The sequence below is a fragment of the Streptomyces sp. NPDC058576 genome (assembly GCF_042718715.1).
Classification (GTDB): Bacteria; Actinomycetota; Actinomycetes; order Streptomycetales; family Streptomycetaceae; genus Streptomyces.
Genome location: NZ_JBHXPF010000034.1, coordinates 66,755 through 85,379, shown reverse-complemented (window position 1 = coordinate 85,379; position 18,625 = coordinate 66,755). Strand labels below are relative to the sequence as shown.

19 protein-coding genes are annotated in these 18,625 nt (G+C 71.2%); 9 read left to right on the top strand and 10 right to left on the bottom strand.

The annotated features are described in order from the left end of the window. On the top strand, positions 1–984 hold a 984-nt coding region (locus tag ACFWRV_RS23100; protein WP_384337444.1), incomplete at its 5' end, for an FUSC family protein. Positions 985–1,013: 29 nt separating this feature from the next. Here ACFWRV_RS23100 and ACFWRV_RS23095 read toward each other — a convergent pair. Beyond that, on the bottom strand, positions 1,014–1,523 hold the full coding sequence (locus ACFWRV_RS23095) for a hypothetical protein (RefSeq protein ID WP_384337443.1): 510 nt from the start codon (positions 1,521–1,523) through the stop codon (positions 1,014–1,016). 254 nt (positions 1,524–1,777) lie between these two features. Between ACFWRV_RS23095 and ACFWRV_RS23090 the strand changes: the two genes are divergently transcribed. Then, complete coding sequence (locus ACFWRV_RS23090; RefSeq protein ID WP_003968242.1) at positions 1,778–2,020, top strand: DUF397 domain-containing protein; 243 nt, start codon at positions 1,778–1,780, stop codon at positions 2,018–2,020. A 47-nt stretch (positions 2,021–2,067) separates the two neighbouring features. On the opposite strand, the gene ACFWRV_RS23085 is transcribed toward ACFWRV_RS23090, so the two are convergent. Continuing rightward, positions 2,068–2,565: an ATP-binding protein gene (locus tag ACFWRV_RS23085; RefSeq protein WP_384337440.1), complete on the bottom strand. Its 498-nt coding sequence runs from the start codon at positions 2,563–2,565 to the stop codon at positions 2,068–2,070. A 358-nt stretch (positions 2,566–2,923) separates the two neighbouring features. Here ACFWRV_RS23085 and ACFWRV_RS23080 point away from each other — a divergent pair, with 358 nt between their 5' ends. After that, on the top strand, positions 2,924–3,787 hold the full coding sequence (locus ACFWRV_RS23080) for a helix-turn-helix domain-containing protein (RefSeq protein WP_384337438.1): 864 nt from the start codon (positions 2,924–2,926) through the stop codon (positions 3,785–3,787). Between the two features lie 58 nt (positions 3,788–3,845). Then, on the top strand, positions 3,846–5,303 hold the full coding sequence (locus ACFWRV_RS23075; RefSeq protein WP_384337436.1) for an aldehyde dehydrogenase family protein: 1,458 nt from the start codon (positions 3,846–3,848) through the stop codon (positions 5,301–5,303). 7 nt (positions 5,304–5,310) lie between these two features. Here ACFWRV_RS23075 and ACFWRV_RS23070 read toward each other — a convergent pair whose 3' ends face one another. Then, a complete protein-coding gene (locus tag ACFWRV_RS23070) occupies positions 5,311–6,318 on the bottom strand; it encodes a GlxA family transcriptional regulator (RefSeq protein WP_384337434.1) in 1,008 nt (335 codons plus the stop codon). A 64-nt stretch (positions 6,319–6,382) separates the two neighbouring features. Here ACFWRV_RS23070 and ACFWRV_RS23065 point away from each other — a divergent pair, with 64 nt between their 5' ends. The 4 genes from ACFWRV_RS23065 to ACFWRV_RS23050 all read left to right on the top strand — a co-directional run bounded on the left by ACFWRV_RS23065 (position 6,383) and on the right by ACFWRV_RS23050 (position 10,277). Continuing rightward, positions 6,383–7,696 carry an MFS transporter gene (locus ACFWRV_RS23065; protein ID WP_384337432.1) on the top strand — a complete coding sequence of 438 codons (1,314 nt, stop codon included), beginning with the start codon at positions 6,383–6,385 and terminating at the stop codon, positions 7,694–7,696. 25 nt (positions 7,697–7,721) lie between these two features. Beyond that, positions 7,722–8,363, top strand: a complete 642-nt coding sequence (locus tag ACFWRV_RS23060; protein ID WP_384337430.1) for a PadR family transcriptional regulator — start codon at positions 7,722–7,724, stop codon at positions 8,361–8,363. A 103-nt stretch (positions 8,364–8,466) separates the two neighbouring features. After that, positions 8,467–9,432 carry an ATP-binding cassette domain-containing protein gene (locus ACFWRV_RS23055; protein ID WP_384337428.1) on the top strand — a complete coding sequence of 322 codons (966 nt, stop codon included), beginning with the start codon at positions 8,467–8,469 and terminating at the stop codon, positions 9,430–9,432. After that, entirely contained in the window at positions 9,429–10,277 is an 849-nt protein-coding gene (locus ACFWRV_RS23050) for an ABC transporter permease (protein WP_384337426.1), read from the top strand. Before ACFWRV_RS23055 ends, ACFWRV_RS23050 begins: the two co-directional genes overlap by 4 nt. A 21-nt stretch (positions 10,278–10,298) precedes the next feature. On the opposite strand, the gene ACFWRV_RS23045 is transcribed toward ACFWRV_RS23050, so the two are convergent. The 5 genes from ACFWRV_RS23045 to ACFWRV_RS23025 all read right to left on the bottom strand — a co-directional run bounded on the left by ACFWRV_RS23045 (position 10,299) and on the right by ACFWRV_RS23025 (position 15,208). After that, positions 10,299–11,114 (bottom strand): hypothetical protein, encoded by an 816-nt coding sequence (locus tag ACFWRV_RS23045; protein WP_384337424.1) that lies wholly within the window; start codon positions 11,112–11,114, stop codon positions 10,299–10,301. 67 nt (positions 11,115–11,181) lie between these two features. Beyond that, positions 11,182–12,609, bottom strand: coding sequence for a glutamate decarboxylase (locus tag ACFWRV_RS23040; RefSeq protein ID WP_384337422.1), 1,428 nt, complete (start codon positions 12,607–12,609; stop codon positions 11,182–11,184). Between the two features lie 43 nt (positions 12,610–12,652). After that, positions 12,653–13,276 carry an NAD(P)H:quinone oxidoreductase gene (gene wrbA, locus ACFWRV_RS23035; protein WP_384337420.1) on the bottom strand — a complete coding sequence of 208 codons (624 nt, stop codon included), beginning with the start codon at positions 13,274–13,276 and terminating at the stop codon, positions 12,653–12,655. A 211-nt stretch (positions 13,277–13,487) separates the two neighbouring features. Continuing rightward, positions 13,488–14,780, bottom strand: coding sequence for an ion channel protein (locus ACFWRV_RS23030; protein WP_384337418.1), 1,293 nt, complete (start codon positions 14,778–14,780; stop codon positions 13,488–13,490). A gap of 62 nt (positions 14,781–14,842) precedes the next feature. Continuing rightward, positions 14,843–15,208, bottom strand: a complete 366-nt coding sequence (locus tag ACFWRV_RS23025; RefSeq protein WP_010063720.1) for a YbjQ family protein — start codon at positions 15,206–15,208, stop codon at positions 14,843–14,845. Positions 15,209–15,359: 151 nt separating this feature from the next. Here ACFWRV_RS23025 and ACFWRV_RS23020 point away from each other — a divergent pair, with 151 nt between their 5' ends. Next, a complete protein-coding gene (locus ACFWRV_RS23020; RefSeq protein ID WP_384337416.1) occupies positions 15,360–16,079 on the top strand; it encodes a DedA family protein in 720 nt (239 codons plus the stop codon). A gap of 94 nt (positions 16,080–16,173) precedes the next feature. On the opposite strand, the gene ACFWRV_RS23015 is transcribed toward ACFWRV_RS23020, so the two are convergent. Next, positions 16,174–17,877, bottom strand: a complete 1,704-nt coding sequence (locus tag ACFWRV_RS23015; RefSeq protein ID WP_384337414.1) for a threonine/serine exporter ThrE family protein — start codon at positions 17,875–17,877, stop codon at positions 16,174–16,176. Between the two features lie 187 nt (positions 17,878–18,064). Further along, on the bottom strand, positions 18,065–18,559 hold the full coding sequence (locus ACFWRV_RS23010; RefSeq protein WP_018959738.1) for an inorganic diphosphatase: 495 nt from the start codon (positions 18,557–18,559) through the stop codon (positions 18,065–18,067). Positions 18,560–18,625 lie beyond the last annotated feature (66 nt).

Sequence of the window (18,625 nt, the reverse complement as noted above, 5' to 3'; positions counted from 1 at the left end):
TCCGGGTACTTCGTGGGGGAGGCCGTGCCGCTCGGGCACGGCTACTGGGCCCCGATGACCGCCGTGATGGTGATGCGGCCCGAGTTCTCGCAGACGTACGCCCGTTCCGTGGCCCGCTTCGGCGGCACCCTGGTCGGCGTCGGGCTCGCCACCGCCGTCGTGCAGACCGCCCACCCCGACGCCCGGCTCTCCGCGCTCCTCGCGGTGGTCTGCGCCGGGCTGATGTACCTGCTCATGCGCACCGGCTACGCGGTCGGCCAGGTGTGCGTCGCCGCGTACGTCGTCTTCCTGCTCGGCATGGCCGGCGACGACTGGTCCCAGACCGTCACCGAACGCATCGTGCTGACGCTCGTCGGCGGACTCCTCGCGATGATCTCGTACGCCGTGTATCCGGCCTGGGAGACCCCGCGGCTGCGCAACCGGCTGGCCGAGTGGCTGGTGGCGGACGGGCGGTACGCGGCCACGGTCGTCGACCGGTACGCGGACCCCGCCGACCGGGACAACGAGGACGTCCGGGACGCGTTGATCGCCACCCGGGAGGCCCGCGTGGCGTGGCAGGAGGCGCTGGCGACCGCCCAGCACGAACCCGTACGCCACCGGGGCATCTCCCGGGCCGCCGCCACCGACGCCCAGCACGCGCTGGCCCAGCTGGGCCGGTCCGCGATGGTCCTGGAGGCCCATCTGCCCGCCCGGTCGGCCGACCCGGTGCCCGGCGCCGCCCAGCTGGCCGAGGCGTTGCGCCGGGCCACCGAGAAGGGCGCCAGGGCGGTACGGGAGCGGCGGCTGCCCGACTGGCAGCCGGTGGTGGACGCGGTGGCCCACTGGGACATGCCCACGCCGACGGACGACGGCACGACCCCGGTCGGCGACCCGGTCGTGCGCCGGGGCGCGGCGCTGCTCCTGGACGCGCTGGAGGAGTTCACCCGCGCTCTGGACGAGCGCGGCGGCTCCACCCGCGTCAGCAGCACCCTCGCCGAGAGCTGAGCGCTCCCGGCGAGGCCGGGGCGGCGGCCCTACGGCGCGGGAACCTCGGGCAGGTCCGGGAGGTCGGGGAGCGAGGGCATGCCGCTCGGCAGCTTGCCCGCATCCGCCTTGGTGAGGGTGTCCTTGACGCCGCCGTCCCACGAGACGACCAGCTTCGAACCGTCGACGGAGTCGATCGCGCCCATCGTGCGGTCGGTGGAGCCGCCGGTGCACTTCAGCGCCAGCATCGGTTCGCCGCCCATGTCCTTCACCTCGCCCTGGCACACGGACTGGTCGGCGACCAGGGCGACCTGACGGGAGGCCACGGACACGGTGACGTTCTTGCCCTCCGTCAGCCCCACCCAGGTGCCCTCCAGCGCGGCGGCGTCGACGGCCCCGCTCCCTCCGGACTCCTCGCCGCCACCGGCGCCGGGCGTCGCGCTCGCCGAGGCTTCCGCGCCGGAGTCCTTGTCCGCGTCGTCGCCGCCGCAGGCGGTGAGCGCGAACGATGCCGCCAGAGCGGCGACCGCGATGGCGCCGGTGCGTAGAGACCTGGTCACGTGGAGTTCCCCCTTGCTGTTTTCCGGTCGAAAGACCGCGCCACGTTACCAAGGCCCGTACGCGTCAACTCCGGTAAGCGGGAGCGAAATAGGCGTGCCGTTCGTCTCTCTTCCCGGAAGGGGCGGCCGGAGCGCCGAGCTTGTAATCAAAGGAACACCCCGCGTGCACGTGCATCTGCTCATGCATTGGCATATGAACAGAGCTATGATCCGAGCTAGTTGACACTTGCACCTTGCAACTCGGGGAGCGTCCTGTGCACCACGTGTACAACGGCATGGCGGCCACAGAGCTTCGCGGAGTCGTCTGGCAGAAGAGCAGGCACAGCAACTCCCAGGGATCCTGCGTGGAGTTCGCGCGGCTGCCCGGAGGGAATGTGGCGATGCGGAACTCCCGTCACCCCGACGGGCCCGCCCTCGTCTATACGCCGGCGGAGATCGAAGCGCTGCTGCTGGGCGTCAAGGACGGCGAGTTCGACCACCTCGCGGCCGGCGCCTGACGCCGGGTCCGGCCCGCGAGGGACCGGACCGGGGCTCTTCGCGAGCCCTACTCCGTCTTTTCCGCCAGCCGGAAAAGGGCCCAGACCACCTTGCCGTACAGCGGTCCCGAAGGCAGTTCTCCGAGCTGTACCGGAGAGGGGTGCCAGCCCCAGCTGTCACTGACGCATTCCACCAGGAACAGCCCGCGGCCGGATTCGGCGGAATCCGCCGCCTCGCCCGCCACCGGGCTCTCCCGGCTGGGGTCGCGCACCGCGCACACCAGCCGCGAGGTCCACCGCATCAGATGCAGGCGCACCGGCGGGTCCTGGAATTCCCGGGGCGGATCATCGGGCAGCGCGTGGCGCAGGGCGTTGGTGACGAGTTCGGACACCACCAGGGCGACATCGTCGAACCGGTCGCCCAGCTCCCACCGCTCCAGCGTCGACCGGGTGAACTTCCGTGCACCGCCGACCGCTTCGTAGCGCGCGGGCAGAGCGCAGGACGCCGATCCGGCAACCCCTGAGGGGTCGGTGGGGGGAAGCCCCTGCCGTAACGGCTCGAGCATCGTCGATCCATTCGTCCCCATACGAGGCACTCCCGGGATTCGCGGCTGTAGCGGCACTGCCTGTAGCGGTACTGCGGGGGGTACAGCGGCACAACACGAGCACGCAGGTGCGCGGGGACCATGGTTCCGAATGCGCACAGCAGATGCAAGGGCAGATGCACGTGCACGCGCCGGACCTGCCCGATACCGTGGTGGTTGCGGGGCATTTCTTCCCGGGGTCAGTTTCGGAGCTTTCCGGACGTCTTCCCATTTCCGTAATCGAATGAGTACGGGCTGAAGCGTTTTGGTGGCAGAATCCGGCACTCGGGGTTCCGGGGGGCTCCGGGTGCCAGGGAAGGCGATGGGGAGGGTCGGACCAGTGTCGGCAGGCGAGTCGAGTGGATCGGTGGTGCGGCGCATCCTCCTGGGCTCTCAGCTCAGGAGACTGCGGGAGTCGCGCGGAATCACCCGTGAGGCGGCCGGCTACTCGATCCGGGCCTCCGAATCGAAGATCAGCCGCATGGAGTTGGGACGGGTGAGCTTCAAGGCCAGGGACGTCGAGGACCTGCTCACGCTCTACGGAGTGGCGGAAGAGGCCGAGCGGGACTCCCTTCTCGGTCTGGCCCGCGAGGCCAACGTGGCGGGCTGGTGGCACAGTTACGGAGACGTGCTGCCCGGCTGGTTCCAGACGTACATCGGCCTCGAAGGCGCCGCCTCCCTCATCCGTATCTACGAAGTCCAGTTCGTGCACGGGCTGTTGCAGACCGAGGCGTATGCCCACGCCGTCGTCGCGCGCGGGATGCGCGGCGCCTCGCCCGCCGAGATCGACCGCCGCGTCGCCCTGCGCCTGGCGCGCCAGAAGGCCCTCGTCTCGGAGCGCGCCCCGACCTTCCACGCCGTGCTCGACGAGGCGGCCCTGCGCCGCCCGTACGGCGAACGCGAGGTCATGCGCGCCCAATTGCGGCATCTGATCGATATGTCGGAGCAACCGAACATCACGCTTCAGGTCATGCCCTTCAGTCACGGCGGCCATGCCGGTGAGAGCGGCTCATTCACGATGCTGCGTTTCCCGGAATCCGACCTGTCGGACATTGTCTATTTGGAGCAGCTGACGAGTGCGCTCTATCTGGACAAGCCCGAGGAAGTCGCCCAGTACGAAAAGGCCATGGCGGGACTCGCCCAGGACAGTCCCGCGCCTCAGGAGAGCCGGGATCTTCTGCACGGCCTACTCCAACTGACTTAATTTCTCGTTACGATGACGTGGCATCAGGAGTCTGCGAACGCCTGCAGTAAGGGATTGCATGTCCTTCTTCCATGAACTGGCCCACCAGTACATCGACGGCGAGTGGCTGACCGGCAGCGGCTCGTGGGACATCATCGATTTCAATCCCTACAACGGTGAGAAACTCGCCGCCGTCACCGTGGCCACCGCGCTGGAGGTCGACCGGGCCTATCGAGCGGCCGAGCGGGCGCAGGAGGAGTGGGCCGCGGTCAACCCGTACGAGCGGCGCGCCGTCCTCGAACGCGCGCTCCGGATCACCGACGAGCGCGCGGAGCAGATCGCCGAGGCGATCATCGACGAGCTGGGCGGCACCCGGCTGCGGGCCCGGTACGAGGTCCTCAGCGCGACGGAGTTCCTGAAGGAGGCGATCCGCCAGGCGCTCCGGCCCACCGGGCGGCTGCTGCCCGCCGTGGGGGACGGCCGGGAGAACCGGCTCTACCGGCTGCCGGTCGGCGTCGTCGGCGTCATCAGCGCCTTCAACTTCCCTTTCCTGGTGACGATGAAGTCCGTCGCGCCCGCCCTGGCGCTCGGCAACGCGGTCGTCGTGAAGCCCCATCAGAACGCCCCGGTCGTCGGCGGCGGGCTGATAGCGAAGATATTCGAGGACGCGGGGCTGCCCGCCGGGCTGCTCAACGTGGTGATCACCGACAGCGCCGAGATCGGCGACGCGTTCATCGAGCACCCCGTGCCCAAGGTGATCTCGTTCACCGGCTCCGACCGGGTCGGCCGGCACATCGCCGCCACGGCGGCCGGCGCCTTCAAGCGGACCATCCTCGAACTGAGCGGGAACAGCGCCCTGGTGGTGCTGGAGGACGCCGACATCGACTACGCGGTCCAGGCCGCCGTCTTCAGCCGCTTCCTGCACCAGGGGCAGGTGAGCATGGCGGCCAACCGGATCCTGGTGGACCGGTCGGTGGCCGCGGAGTTCACCGAGCGGTTCACCGCCAAGGTGGCCGCCCTCCGGGCGGGCGACCCGAGGGATCCGGAGACCAGGATCGGGCCGGTCATCAACGCCTTCCAGGCCGACGCGCTGGACGCCCTGGTGGACCGGGCGATCGCGGACGGCGCGAGCGCCCTCGTACGGGGCCGGACCGTCGGCAACGTGGTCGGGCCGACCGTCCTCACCGGCCTCGCGGAGGACTCCCCGCTGCTGCACCAGGAGATCCTCGGACCGGTGGCCCTGCTGATGACGTTCGACGGCGAGGAGGAGGCCGTACGGATCGTCAACGAGGGCCCGTACGGTCTCAGCGGCGCCGTGCACACCCGGGACGCGGAGCGCGGCGTGAAGTTCGCGCAGCGCATCGTCAGCGGGATGTTCCACGTCAACGACTCCACCGTGCAGGACGATCCGCTGGTCGCGTTCGGCGGTGAGAAGACGTCCGGGGTGGGGCGGCTGAACGGCGAGGCGGCGGTGGAGGCGTTCACCACGCAGCGGTGGATGTCGATCCAGCACGGCCGCTCGGTCTTCCCGTACTGACGACACGTCACAAAGGCTGCGCAGGGCCTCGGAACGTGGTGCGGTAGGCGCTCGGCGAGACGCCCAGCGCCGCGTGGAAGTGGTGGCGCAGATTGGCCGCCGTGCCGAGCCCGGCGCGGGCGGCCACCTGCTCCACGGGCGCATCCGACTCCTCCAGCAACTCCCGTGCCAGCTCGATGCGTTGCCGGGTCAGCCAGGCCATCGGCGTCATGCCGGACTCCTCCCGGAACCGCCGGGTGAAGTGCCGCACGCTCATCGACTCCCGGGCCGCCAACTGCCCCAGTGTGATCGGGTCCTGGAGCCGTCGCAGCGCCCAGTCGCGGGCGGCCGAGGTCCCCGGGGCCGACCGTCCGGCCACCGGCCGCCGGATGTACTGCACCTGGCCGCCCTCGCGGTGGGGCGGCACCACCGTGCGCCGGGCCACGTCGCCCGCGACGGCCGTCCCGTGGTCGCGCCGGATCATGTGCAGGCACAGGTCGATCCCGGCGGCACAGCCCGCCGAGGTCAGGACGGACCCCCCGTCGGTGTAGAGCACGTCCGGGTCCAGCTCGACGCGGGGAAAGAGCCGGGCGAACAGCTCCGTGTACCGCCAGTGGGTGGTGGCCGTGTGCCCGTCGAGCAGTCCGGCCGAGGCCAGCACGAACGCGCCGGTGCAGATCGAGGCCACCCGGACGCCGGGCCGGATCAGCGCGAGCGCCTCCGCCAGCGGGGCCGGGAGCGCGGGCGTCTCCTGGACGTAGTCCTCGTACGACGACAGCACGATCACCGTGTCGGCCTCGGCCAGCGCCTCGGGCCCGTGCGCGACGGCCACGGTGAAGTCGCCGTCCGTGCGCACGTCGCCGGGCGTCGGCGAGCAGGTGGCGACCTCGTACAGCGGCTCCCCGTCCGCCGACGCCCCCTGCCGGGCCTGGCCGAAGAGCTGGTGGACGATGCCCAGCTCGATGGGGAGCAGGACCGCGCGGGCGAGCACGGCGACGCGGTGCCGCCCGGGGTGGAGGAAGACCGTCATGGCCATATCCTTGCGCACCTGGTCCATCGGGACACTCGTGAGGACGGGTTCCGCTCGCCAGGCTGCTCGTATGGCCCCTTCGACCTCGACCTCCCCGTACGTACCGCCGGCTCGTCGCCCGCCCCGGGTCCACCGCGCTTGGCTGATGGCCGCCGTCGCGGCCGCGGCCATCGTCACGGCGGGCGCGTTCACCACCGTGCCCGGTCTGCTGGTGACGCCCCTGCACGAGGAGTTCGCCTGGGAGCGCGGGCAGATCGCGCTCGCCGCCGCGGTGAACATGGTGCTCTTCGGCCTCACCGCCCCGTTCGCGGCGGCGCTGGTGGACCGGATCGGGGCCCGCCGGGTGGTGATGGGCGCGTTGCTGCTGGTCGCGGCGGGGGCGCTGCTCACCGGCGTGATGACGCGGCCGTGGCAGCTGGTCGCGTACTGGGGTGTGCTGATCGGCCTCGGCAGCGGCTGTCTGACCATGACGTTCGCCGCCGGGGTGACCGCCCGCTGGTTCGACCGGCGGCGCTCCCTGGTGACCGGTGCGCTCAGCTCCTCCAGCCATCTGGGCCAGTTGCTCTTCCTGCCGCTGCTGGCCTGGTCCGTGGGCCGATTCGGCTGGCGTCCGCCGGTGGTGACGCTCGCGCTCGTGGCCTTGGCGGTGGCCGCCACGGTGTTCCTGCTGCTGCGCGACCATCCGGCCGACGTGGGAGTGAAGCCCTACGGGGCACGGGAGTTCGTGCCCCGTCCGCCCCCGGTCGCCGGAGCGGCGACGCGCACGCTGAAGGTCCTCCTGCGGGCGGTGCGCACCGGCCCGTTCTGGCTGCTGGCCGGGGCGTTCGCGCTCTGCGGGGCGTCCACCAACGGCATCATGTGGTCCAACTGGGCGCCCGCCGCGCACGATCACGGCATGCGGGCCACGGCGGCGGCCTCGCTGCTGTCCCTCGTCGGGATCTTCTCCGCCCTCGGCGCGCTGCTTGCCGGCTGGCTGACCGACCGGTTCGACCCGCGCCGCGTGCTGACCGTCTGCTTCGCCGTCCGCGCGCTCACCCTCCTCGCGCTGCCCCTGGTGTTCTCCTCCACGGTCACCGCCCCGATGCTCCTGTTCGTGGCGGTCTACGGACTCGTCGACGTCGCGACCGTGCCGCCCGTCATCGAGCTGACCCGCCGCGTGTACGGGGAGGACGGCCCCATCGTCTTCGGCTGGACGAACGCGGCCCACCAACTGGGCGCCGGCGCCTCGGCGTTCCTCGGGGCCACCGCGCGGGACGTGTTCGGCGCGTACGACGTGGTGTGGGCCGCGCTGGCGGCCGGGTGCCTCGTCGCGGCGCTGCTGGCCCCGGCCGTACGCACCCGGGGACACCTGCCGCCCGGACGCAAGCGGGCGGGGCTACCCTAGTCAAAGTTGAATACGAAGGAGTGCCATGTCCGCGATCCGGCTGCTGGTCCTCGGCGCCGTGCGCATGCACGGCCGGGCGCACGGCTATCAGGTCCGCAACGACCTGGAGTACTGGGGCGCGCACGAGTGGTCCAACGCCAAGCCCGGGTCGATCTACCACGCCCTGAAACAGATGGCGAAGCAGGGACTGCTCCGCGCGCACGAGACGGCCCCCTCCACGGTCGGCGGCCCGCCGCGCACCGAGTACGAGGTCACCGACGAGGGTCTTGAGGAGTATCGCGCCCTGCTGCGGGACGCCATCCGCTCCTACGACCAGGGTATGGACGTCCTCTCCGCAGGGGTCGGCTTCATCGTCGACCTGCCCCGCGATGAGGCGGTCGCGCTGCTCAAGGAGCGGGTCGAGGCCATGAAGGGGTGGCGGGACGGGGTCACCGAGTACTACACGCCCGAGGACGGCCCCGAATCCCTCGGCCACATCGGCGAGATCATGAACCTGTGGGTGCACTCGGCCGACGCCGGCGCGGAGTGGACCCGGGGCCTGATCGAACGCATCGAGGCCGGCGCGTACACCTTCGCGGGCGAGGGCGACCCGTTCGTCGGGGTGCTCGCCGAGGGTGAGGAGAACCCCTACGCCACCGGAGTGCCCGACCCCGGGGACCACGACTAATCAAGTTTGACGAATGCCGTCGACGGGTTTACCTTTGAGCTACTAGTCAAGTTTGACTACAGGGCTACCGGGAGTGCGAAGGCGTGGAAGGGCGGCGGGGAGTGTGACCGAGGCGATCGTGATGGACGGCGTGCACAAGCGGTACGGGGAGAAGCGCGCCCTGGACGGGCTGGATCTGGCCGTCGGCAGCGGCACCGTGCACGGGGTGCTCGGCCCCAACGGGGCGGGCAAGACCACCGCCGTACGGATCATGTCGACGCTGCTGCGCCACGACGCGGGCCGGGTGACCGTGTCCGGCCTCGACGTCCGCGAGCGGGCGGGCGAGGTGCGGCGCAGGATCGGGCTGCTCGGGCAGCACGCGGCGGTGGACGAGCAGCTCGGCGGGCGGCAGAACCTGGAGATGTTCGGGCGGCTGTACCACCTGGGCGCTCGCCGGGCGGGCAGCCGCGCGGACGAGCTGCTGGAACGGTTCGGCCTCGCGGACACCGGCCGCAAGGCCGTCAAGCAGTACAGCGGCGGCATGCGCAGGCGGCTCGACCTGGCCGCGTCGCTGATCACCGACCCGGACGTGCTGTTCCTGGACGAGCCGACGACCGGCCTCGACCCGCGCGGCCGGACCGAGGTGTGGGACGCGGTGCGGTCCCTGGTCGGCGGCGGCACCACGGTGCTGCTGACCACGCAATACCTGGAGGAGGCGGACCAGTTGGCCGACCGGATCTCCCTGATCGACGGCGGCCGGGCGGTCGCCGAGGGGACCTCGGACGAGCTGAAGGCCCGCGTCGGCGGCGACCGGATCGACGTCGTCCTGCGCGACGCGGCCCGGCTGGCGGAGGCCGCCGCCCTGCTGGGCGGCGAGGACCTGACGGTCGACCCCGACCGGCGGCTGATCGGCGCGCCCGCCCCGGACCGGATGGCGGCCCTGACCCGGACGGTGCGGGTGCTGGCGGAGGCGGGCATCGAGGCGGAGGACATCGCGGTGCGCCGCCCGACCCTGGACGAGGTGTTCCTGTCCCTGACCGGACAGCCCGTCGAGGAACGGCGTACGGAGAAGGCGGAGGTCGCGGCATGAGCGCTACGAAGACGGCGGTACGGGCGGTACCCGGACCGGGCGGCGGCGAGCGCGGGGCGCCCTCCCGGCTCGGCTGGGCGCTGGCCGACTCCTGGACGATGACCCGCCGCGAACTGGCGCACTGGGCCCGGCAGCCCGTCGAGGTCCTCGTCAACCTGGCGTTCCCGGTGATGCTGCTCCTGATGTTCACGTACCTGGTCGGCGGCGGCCGGGGCGTGGACGGCGACCCCACCGACTTCCTGGTCCCCGGGATGCTCGCGCTGACCATGGCCTTCGGCCTGGAGGCGACGATGCTCGCGGTCACCCAGGACCTCGGCAAGGGCGTCATCGACCGGTTCCGCTCGATGCCGATGGTCCCCGGCGCGGTGCTGGTGGGCCGCAGCGCCGCGGACATGCTCCAGTCGGTGGTCTCGCTCGCGGTGATGAGCGGGGTCGGTTACGCGGTCGGCTGGCGCTGGCACGACGGGCCTGTGGCCGCGCTGGGAGCGGTGGGGCTCCTGCTTCTGCTGCGGTTCGCGATGCTCTGGGTCGGCATCCATCTCGCCATGGTCGCGGAACGGCCGGAGATGGTCTCGGCGGTTCAGATCCTGGTCTGGCCGGTCGGCTTCCTCTCCAACGTGTTCGCCACCCCGGAGTCGATGCCGGGGTGGCTGGGCGCGGTGGTCGAGTGGAACCCCATGTCGGCGACCGCCACCGCCGTACGGGATCTGTTCGGCAACCCGGGTGGCGCCACCGGATCCTGGGCCGCCGAACACGCTCAACTGCTGGCGGTCCTCTGGCCGGTGGCCATCATCGCGGTGTTCTTCCCGCTGGCGGTGCGGAAGTTCGCGCGCCTGAGCCGTTAGCCGGGCCTTGGCGCCCGCGCGTCAGACGGCTCGGCCCTGATCGTGGATCGGGGAGTCGTGGACGGCGACGACCTCCCCGATCACCACGCCGGGTGCCGGCTTCGCCAGATCCAGGCCGGAGAGGTGCTTCTTGAGCCGCTTCGCCATGGGACGGAAGGTCGCGAGGGTGAGCCCGCCGGAGACCACGGCTCCGACGACGGGAATGGCTTTCGAGACGGACTTCGCGAAGGTCTGCTTCGTCATCTGGACGCCCAGGTAGCCGGCGACCTTCTTCACCACGGGGTAGACGACCCCCTGGGTGAGCGCCTTCTGCGGCAGCTTCCTGGCGACCTCCCGCGACATCATGGTCGCGACCTTCCCGACCGCGGTGTTCGCCGACTGGGTACCGAACATCACGCCGACGAAGAGCGTGAGGACGCTCCTGGTCGCGTCGTCGATATCGGCGCCCTCGGAGAACAGATCGGGCCAGCTGTAGAGGTAGGCGAGCTTCTGGGCGATGCGCAGCACATGGCCGGTGTACTGGGCGAGGTCGGCGGGCACGGTGGCGGGCAGGGCCAGAATGCCGGGCAGGCCCGCCGCCGCGGAGAAGGCGCTCACCTTGGCGGTCTCGTAGGCGATGGACTCGTTGGCCACCCGCTCCAGGACCGCCAGGGGAATGCCCGCCGCCGCGGGGCTCTCCTCGATCGCCCTGCGGACCTCCGCCTCGGAGCAGTGGCGGGCCAGCGCTCTGCGCAGATACGAGGCCCGGTCGATCCGCACGCCCGGAAGCCGTGCCGCGCTCCCCAGTAACGCGGAGAACCGCGATTCGGGGTTCTCCAGGTCTTTGCTCGTGGACATGGCAGGAACCTACAGCAGCGGCCAGGCACCCTGCCCCGGTTTCGGCCGAGCTGTCGCAGGACACGCCCTAGTGATGAAAGGCCGTCGCGGCCGTCCTGTCATGGCTCAACGGATGCCTCTGTGAACGCAGTTCGGGCAGCAGCGTCTTGAGGTCCTCGATCAGCAGCTCGGCCAGGTCGGAGGAGAAGCCGTTGCGGCACACCACCCGCAGCACGGAGAGGTCCTGCCGGTTGGCGGGGAAGGTGTACGCGGGCACCAGCCAGCCGCGCTCCCGCAGCCGGCGCGAGACGTCGAACACGTCGTACGCGTGGACGTCGGCGGTCGTCGTGAAGGCGAACACCGGCAGTTCGTCGCCCCGGGTGAGCAGCCGGAAGTCCCCGAGGCCCTCCACCGCGCGCGCCAGCGAGCAGGCCACGTCCCGGGCGGCCTGCTGGACGGCCCGGAAGCCGTCGCGCCCGAGCCGCAGGAACGTGTAGTACTGCGCCACCACCTGCGCCCCGGGCCGGGAGAAGTTCAGCGCGAACGTCGGCATGTCGCCGCCCAGGTAGTTGACCCGGAAGACCAGCTCCTCCGGCAGTTCGTCCGCCGTACGCCACAGCGCCCAGCCGACTCCCGGATAGACGAGGCCGTACTTGTGCCCCGAGGTGTTGATCGACGACACCCTCGGCAGCCGGAAGTCCCACACCAGGTCGGGGTCGAGGAAGGGCGCCACCATCGCGCCGGACGCCCCGTCCACATGGACCGGGATGTCGAGGCCGGTGCGCTCCTGGAGGGCGTCCAGGGCCGCGCAGAGTTCGGCGATCGGCTCGTAGGACCCGTCGAAGGTGGAGCCGAGGATCCCGACGACCCCGATGGTGTTCTCGTCGCAGAGCTCGGCGGCGGCCGCCGGGTCCAGGTGGAACCGCTCGCCCTCCATCGGCACCAGCCGGGCCTCCACCTCCCAGAAGTTGCAGAACTTGTCCCAGCAGACCTGCACATTGACGCCCATCACCAGATTGGGCCGCGCCGTCGCCGGATAGCGGTCCGCGTTCCGCTTCGCCCAGCGCCGCTTCAGGGCGAGCCCCGCGAGCATGCACGCCTCGCTCGACCCGGTGGTCGAACACCCCACGGTCGACGCCGGGTCGGGCGCGTTCCACAGGTCGGCGAGCATCGCCACACAGCGCCGCTCCAGCTCGGCGGTGCGCGGGTACTCGTCCTTGTCGATCATGTTCTTGTCCCGGCACTCGCCCATCAGGACGCCGGCCTGCGGCTCCATCCAGGTGGTGACGAACGTGGCCAGGTTGAGCCGGGAGTTGCCGTCGAGCATCAGCTCGTCGTGGACCAGCCGGTACGCGGTGAGCGGCGGCAATGGCCCGTCGGGCAGCCGGTGCCGGGGCGGCGCGGTGTTCATCGCGGCCGTCGGGTCCGCCTCGCCGAAGAACGGGTTCAGGGCGAGCCTGCGCTGCTCGTCGGAGGGTTCGTCCTGCTCCGGGTGGGCACCGCGGTGGAGCGGCATGGTGGGAGGCCCTTCTCTCGGCCGAGGCGGTCGGTGTGCGGGGTCAGTTCTCGGCGGCCAGGCCCGCCTTGATGGCCCGGGTGAACTTCACGACCCGCTCGGCCTGGACGCGTGCGGCGGTCAGGGTCTGCTCGCCGACCGGGATGTCGCCCTGCCCGGCGACATGGGAGGTGCCGTACGGATTGCCGTCCACGAACTTCGTGGGGTCGGTGTACCCGGGGGTGACGAGAATCCCGCCGAAGTGATGGATCGTGTTGTACAGCGCGAGCAGCGTGGACTCCTGGCCGCCATGGGCGGTGGCGCTGGAGGTGAAGCCGCTGTAGACCTTGTCGGCGAGCTGCCCCGCCTGCCACATGCCACCGAGCGTGTCGATGAACTGCTTCAGCTGGGCGGTGACGTTCCCGTAGCGGGTGGGCGAACCGAAGATCACCGCGTCCGCCCACGCCATGTCGTCCGGCGAGACCTCGGGGATGTCCGCGGTCGCGGCCACGTTCTCGGCCCACGCCGGATTGGCGTCGATGGCCGCCTGCGGAGCCAGCTCCGCCGCCCGGCGCAGCCGCACCCGCGCTCCGGCGCGCTCCGCGTCCTCGGCCATCGCCTTCGCGATCGTGGCGACGGTGCCGGTGGAGGAGTAGTAGACGACGGCGACGTTCACGGGCGTGGGCATGAGGGGACCTCCGTCGGAACAGCTTCAGGACAAAGCTTCGGGGCAAGACTTCAGGACAAAGCGGTGCGAAAGCGCACGCAGCAGACGATACGGAGGTTCAGCCCGTCCGGCGCGCCGGACGGGGCCTTCTCCGTGACCGCGCACGCGGCCCGCTCACCGGAGCGACTTCGCACGCGGCCCGCTCACCGCGACGACTTCGTATGCAGCGGGCTCACCGCAGCGACTTCCCGTCCCCGTCCAGTTGCATCTGGGCCCGCCCGGTGACCAGCAGCCAGGCGGGCAGGGTCGCCGCGCACAGCAGGGGCAGCACGGACGCGTCGCTGACCAGCACCGCCGCGGTGAACAGGCTCACCCAGCCCTGCCGGGTGACGGCGAGCAGTACGCCCAGCACCGCACAGGACACCGCGAGCGACGGCGGGACCGCGTCGACCAGCGCATGGGCGCAGAGCCCGAGCGACACCCCCGCGAAGACCGCCGGGAAGATCCGGCCGCCCCGGAAGCCGCAGGCCGCCGCGATCACGAGGGCGGCCATCTTCACCACCGCCATCCCGGCGAACTCCCCGGCCGACCACCCGTCCGGGTCCCCGGCCAGCACCTTCACCTCGTCGAGCCCCTTGAACAGGGTGAGATGGCCGCCCAGCGCGCCGAGCAGCCCCAGCACCAGACCGCCCACCGTCAGCGCGAGCACCGGATGCCGCAGCGCCGTGAAGACCCGGTGCGCCACCGGGAACGCGTACACCGCGAGCAGCCCGAGGAGCGCGCCCGCCGACGCGATCAGCAGGGCGGAGAGCAGATCGCCCCAGTGCGCTCCGGCGTACGCGGGGAGGGCGAGGTCGAAGCTGGGCTCCGCGATCAGCGACATGGTCAGCGCCCCCGCCGTGCCGGCCGCGAGCGGGGCGAACAGCCGGTCCCAGAAGGCCCCGGGGCCCGGCTGCGACGCCAGTACCTCGGAGAGGATCAGCGCGGCGGCGACCGGGGTGCCGAAGAGGGCCCCGATCGTCCCGGCCGCCGCGAGCCCCACCCACAGCTCGCCCGGGGCGCCGGGCGCGAACCGTCGGCCGAGCCAGAAGGCCAGCGCGATGTTGGCCGCGGTGATCGGGTTCTCCGGCCCCAGGCTCACCCCGCCCGCCAGCGCCAGCACGGTCACCAGGAGCAGCCCCGGCACGATGCCGGGCCGCATCGGGGCGTCGACCAGACCGGTGGTGGCCGGATCGGGCCCGCCGTGACCGGGCACGGCCCGCAGGACGAGCCCCACCGCGAGGCCGGTCGCGGTGAGCGTCACGACCATCCACAGCGAGGAGAACCGCCCCACCCCGAGCGTGTCGGGCAGGGTCTCCCAGAGCACGTCCTGGAGCCGCTCGGCCAGCAGGCTCACCCCGAGCAGGATCAGCGCGCAGACGACGCCGACGACGATCGCGGGCAGGACGAGGGGCAGGAGCCGCCGGGCCGGGGCGGCGGGGGGACGCGGGTGAGCCGGCGGGGACGCGGGGGATTCGGGGGCCACCGGCTCACCCTAGGGCGACAAAACGGATATACCGCCTCAACGGTCGCCCCGGCGACGCCGCGTCACACCTTGCTGATCACCGCCGCCGTGCCGTACGCGCAGACCTCCGTACCGACGTCCGCCGCCTCGGTCACGTCGAAGCGCATCATCAGGACCGCGTTGGCGCCCCGGGCCCGCGCCTGCTCCACGAGCCGCTCCATCGCCTGGTTACGGGTCTCGACCAGCGTCTTGGTCAGCCCCCTCAGCTCGCCGCCGATCATCGACTTCAGCCCGGCGCCGATCTGGCTGCCGAGGTGACGGGACCGCACCGTCAGCCCGAAGACCTCGCCGATGACCTGGGTCACCTGATAGCCGGGTACGTCGTTCGTCGTGACGACCAGCACGTCCGCCTGGGCCGTCTGGCCGCCGCCGAATTCCTCAATGCCCATGTTTGTGGCACCTCCTGTGATCAGCTTCGGGCCGCTTCGTAGGATGCGCATTCCCGCTGTACGCCACTGGAACCTCGGGCGCGCATCGGGCGTTGATAGCTTGGGCGTCCACAGAGCCGCCATCGCACCCCTCATCCTGGAGCCCGGACCCTTGAATACGCTTGCGCTCGGACCGAGCTGGCTGGACCCGGACTATCTGCTCAACACGTTCGGGCTCCCCGGCCTGCTCCTCATCGTCTTCGCCGAGTCCGGCCTCCTGATCGGGTTCTTCCTGCCCGGCGACTCGCTGCTGTTCACCACGGGTCTGCTGGTGACCACGGGACAGCTGAAGTACCCCCTCTGGCTGGTCTGCACGCTGGTCGCCGTCGCCGCGATCGTCGGCGACCAGGTGGGCTATCTCTTCGGCCGCAAGGTCGGCCCGGCCCTCTTCAAGCGCCCCGACTCCCGCCTCTTCAAGCAGGAGAACGTGGAGAAGGCCCACGAGTTCTTCGAGAAGCACGGCCCGAAGTCCCTGGTCCTGGCGCGCTTCGTGCCCATCGTGCGCACCTTCACGCCGATCATCGCGGGCGTCAGCCGGATGAACTACCGCTCCTTCATCACGTACAACATCGTCGGCGCGATCCTCTGGGGCGTCGGCGTCACCGTGCTCGGCGCGATGCTCGGCAAGATCGACTTCGTGCACGAGCACATCGAGATGATCCTCATCCTGATCGTGCTCATCTCCGTGGTGCCGATCGTGATCGAGGTGCTGCGGGCCCGCAGCCAGGGCAAGAAGGCCGCCGCGGCCGAGGCGGGCGACGGCACCGGCCGCCCCCCGGCGGGCGGCAACGGCCCCTCCACCGGCCAGCGCGGCCGGCACGCCAAGCGCTGACCGCGCGCCGCGCACGTACACACGGAAGGCGCCCCTCCCCGGCAGATCCGGCGAGGGGCGCCTTCCGTCGTACGGCCTCGGGAGCCGCGCGGGCTCAGAACCCCCGGGTCCGCTTCGCCGCCCGGCGGCTCGCCCCGCCGACCGCCCCCGGCAGCCCCATGAACAACCGCGAGATCTCGCTCCCGAGATTCACCCCGATCGCGATCGCCAGCGCCGTCGCGACCGCCGTCGACAGCGACGCGAGCCCCGTGTCAAGCTCGTTCTGCGCCACGCCCAGCAGACCGAAGTACGTCGCCGAACCGGGCAGCAGCGGGCCGATCGCCGCCGTGATGTACGGCAGCGACGAGGTGAACCGGTAGCGCGAGAACAGCTGGCCGAACAGCCCCACCAGACCGGCCGCCACCGCCGTCGCGGCGACCGGCGAGATGCCCCCGGTCCGCGCCAGCGCCCCGAAGATGATCCAGGCCACGCCGCCGTTCAGGGTGACCGCCAGCACGGTCGACCGCTCCTGTTGGAGCAGCACGGCGAAGGCCAGACTCAGCGCCATCGACGCCAGGATCTGGATCACCGGCTCGTCGTACGGGGTGAACCGGGCCTCGGGATTGAGCTGGGCCCCCAGCTGCAGCCCCAGGTACAGGACGATCAGCACACCCGCGACGATCCCGATGAAGAAGTACATGACCTCCAGCAGGCGGGCGGACGCGGTGATGTAGTAGCCGGTCAGCCCGTCCTGCACCCCCGCCACCAGCGCCCGCCCCGGCAGCAGCGCGAACAGCCCACCGGTGATCACCGCGGACGGGCGGACGTCCGTCGAATGGGTCAGCGTCAGCGCCACCCCCATCGCGGCGGGCGGCATCGCGGCCACCGTGAACTGGTAGAACTCCGGCAGCCCGCGCCCGGCGCACAGCCACGCCAGCCGGTCGCCGAGCATCGCACCCGCCGCCGCCACGACGAACACCAGGAACCCACCGCCGACCAGCACCGAGGCCGAACCCGCCAGCAGCCCGGCGGCCGCCGTCAGCACCCAGCCCGGGTACGGGTGACGGTTACGGCGGATCTCCGCCAGCCGCCGGTAGGCCTCCTCCAGCGACACCTCGGCGTCCGTGCTCGTGATGTCGTCGACCAGCCGGAACACGGCCGCCAGCCGGGTGTAGTCGGTGCCCCGGCGACGTACGGTACGGCTCGCCGTCACCGGGTCGTCCACCAGCGACGGCTGGTGCGAGATCGACAGCAGCGTGAACGTCACCGTCGGCTCGCTGCGGTCGAGACCGTAGGACCGGGTCACCGCGAACATCGCCGCCTCGACGTCCTCGGCCCCCTCGCCGCCCGCCAGCAGCAGCTCCCCGATACGCAGCGTCAGGTCGAGCACGCGCGGCACCGCGGGACCCGTCTCGTCGTCGGTGCGCTGGCTCGACTCCGCCGCCGGACGCTCGGTCACCGGCATCCGCAGCATCGTGCGCATCCGGTCCTGCCAGGGCGCCTCCTTGGTCAGCTTGACCATCGGAATGCCCTGCGCCGGGGTGAACGCGGGCGGCGACTGCTGGGCGTTGTACGTGCTCGGCGGGGTGAAAGCGGAACTCAGCGTGTCGGAGCTCGAACCGCCCCCGGAGGAGGAGCCGGAACCCGCCGGACCACTCGCATCGGAGTGCACTCCGGTCGGCAGCGCGAACTCCGACGTCGGATGGTCCTCCTCGGGCGGCGAGACCGGCTGCATCGTCCCCGCGGGCGGAGCGAAAGCACTCCGCGCCTCGTCGGACTGGGGCTTCTGGTCCTCAGGACCGCCCGATTCCGCCACCACTCGACCTCGTTCCTCCTCGACTGCACGTCACTGGGGGTGCCCCGTCGCACGTGTGCCCAGTATGGCCACCGGCATGGGCCCCGCACGCGCGGACGTCACGACAGCGCAACGGGCGGCACACCCGCGAAGGTGTACCGCCCGTTCGAAGACGGCCGTCCGGCTCACAAACGGAACCGGAAGAGGGACGTCAGTGCGCGCCGCCCTGCGCCTCAAGGCGCTTGTAGGAGGCCTCGATCTCGGCCTCCGCCTCGGTACGGCCGACCCAGTCGGCGCCCTCGACGGACTTGCCCGGCTCCAGGTCCTTGTAGACCTCGAAGAAGTGCTGGATCTCCAGGCGGTCGAACTCCGACACGTGGTGGATGTCGCGCAGGTGCTCCACGCGCGGGTCGGACGCCGGGACGCAGAGCAGCTTGTCGTCGCCGCCCGCCTCGTCGGTCATCCGGAACATACCGATGGCGCGGCACTTGATGAGGCAACCCGGGAAGGTCGGCTCATCCAGGATGACCAGCGCGTCCAGCGGGTCGCCGTCCTCGCCGAGGGTGTTCTCGACGAAGCCGTAGTCGGCCGGGTAGCTGGTCGAGGTGAAGAGTCGACGGTCCAGGCGGATCCGACCGGTCTCGTGGTCCACCTCGTACTTGTTCCGCGAACCCTTCGGGATCTCGATGGTGACGTCGAACTCCACGGGTGGCTCCTCCATGATCAACACATACGACTGGTGGTTAAGTGTCCCCCACGCAGAAGAGTGCTC

What these genes read in the sequence shown, in the direction of transcription:
- ACFWRV_RS23065 (WP_384337432.1), top strand. Translation starts at nt 6,383, where the DNA reads ATGGCCCCTTCGACCTCGACCTCCCCGTACGTACCGCCGGCTCGTCGC.
- ACFWRV_RS23085 (WP_384337440.1), bottom strand. Translation starts at nt 2,565, where the DNA reads ATGCTCGAGCCGTTACGGCAGGGGCTTCCCCCCACCGACCCCTCAGGG.
- ACFWRV_RS23070 (WP_384337434.1), bottom strand. Translation starts at nt 6,318, where the DNA reads ATGGCCATGACGGTCTTCCTCCACCCCGGGCGGCACCGCGTCGCCGTG.
- wrbA (WP_384337420.1), bottom strand. Translation starts at nt 13,276, where the DNA reads ATGCCCACGCCCGTGAACGTCGCCGTCGTCTACTACTCCTCCACCGGC.
- ACFWRV_RS23060 (WP_384337430.1), top strand. Translation starts at nt 7,722, where the DNA reads ATGTCCGCGATCCGGCTGCTGGTCCTCGGCGCCGTGCGCATGCACGGC.
- ACFWRV_RS23050 (WP_384337426.1), top strand. Translation starts at nt 9,429, where the DNA reads ATGAGCGCTACGAAGACGGCGGTACGGGCGGTACCCGGACCGGGCGGC.
- ACFWRV_RS23025 (WP_010063720.1), bottom strand. Translation starts at nt 15,208, where the DNA reads ATGGGCATTGAGGAATTCGGCGGCGGCCAGACGGCCCAGGCGGACGTG.
- ACFWRV_RS23040 (WP_384337422.1), bottom strand. Translation starts at nt 12,609, where the DNA reads ATGCCGCTCCACCGCGGTGCCCACCCGGAGCAGGACGAACCCTCCGAC.
- ACFWRV_RS23045 (WP_384337424.1), bottom strand. Translation starts at nt 11,114, where the DNA reads ATGTCCACGAGCAAAGACCTGGAGAACCCCGAATCGCGGTTCTCCGCG.
- ACFWRV_RS23075 (WP_384337436.1), top strand. Translation starts at nt 3,846, where the DNA reads ATGTCCTTCTTCCATGAACTGGCCCACCAGTACATCGACGGCGAGTGG.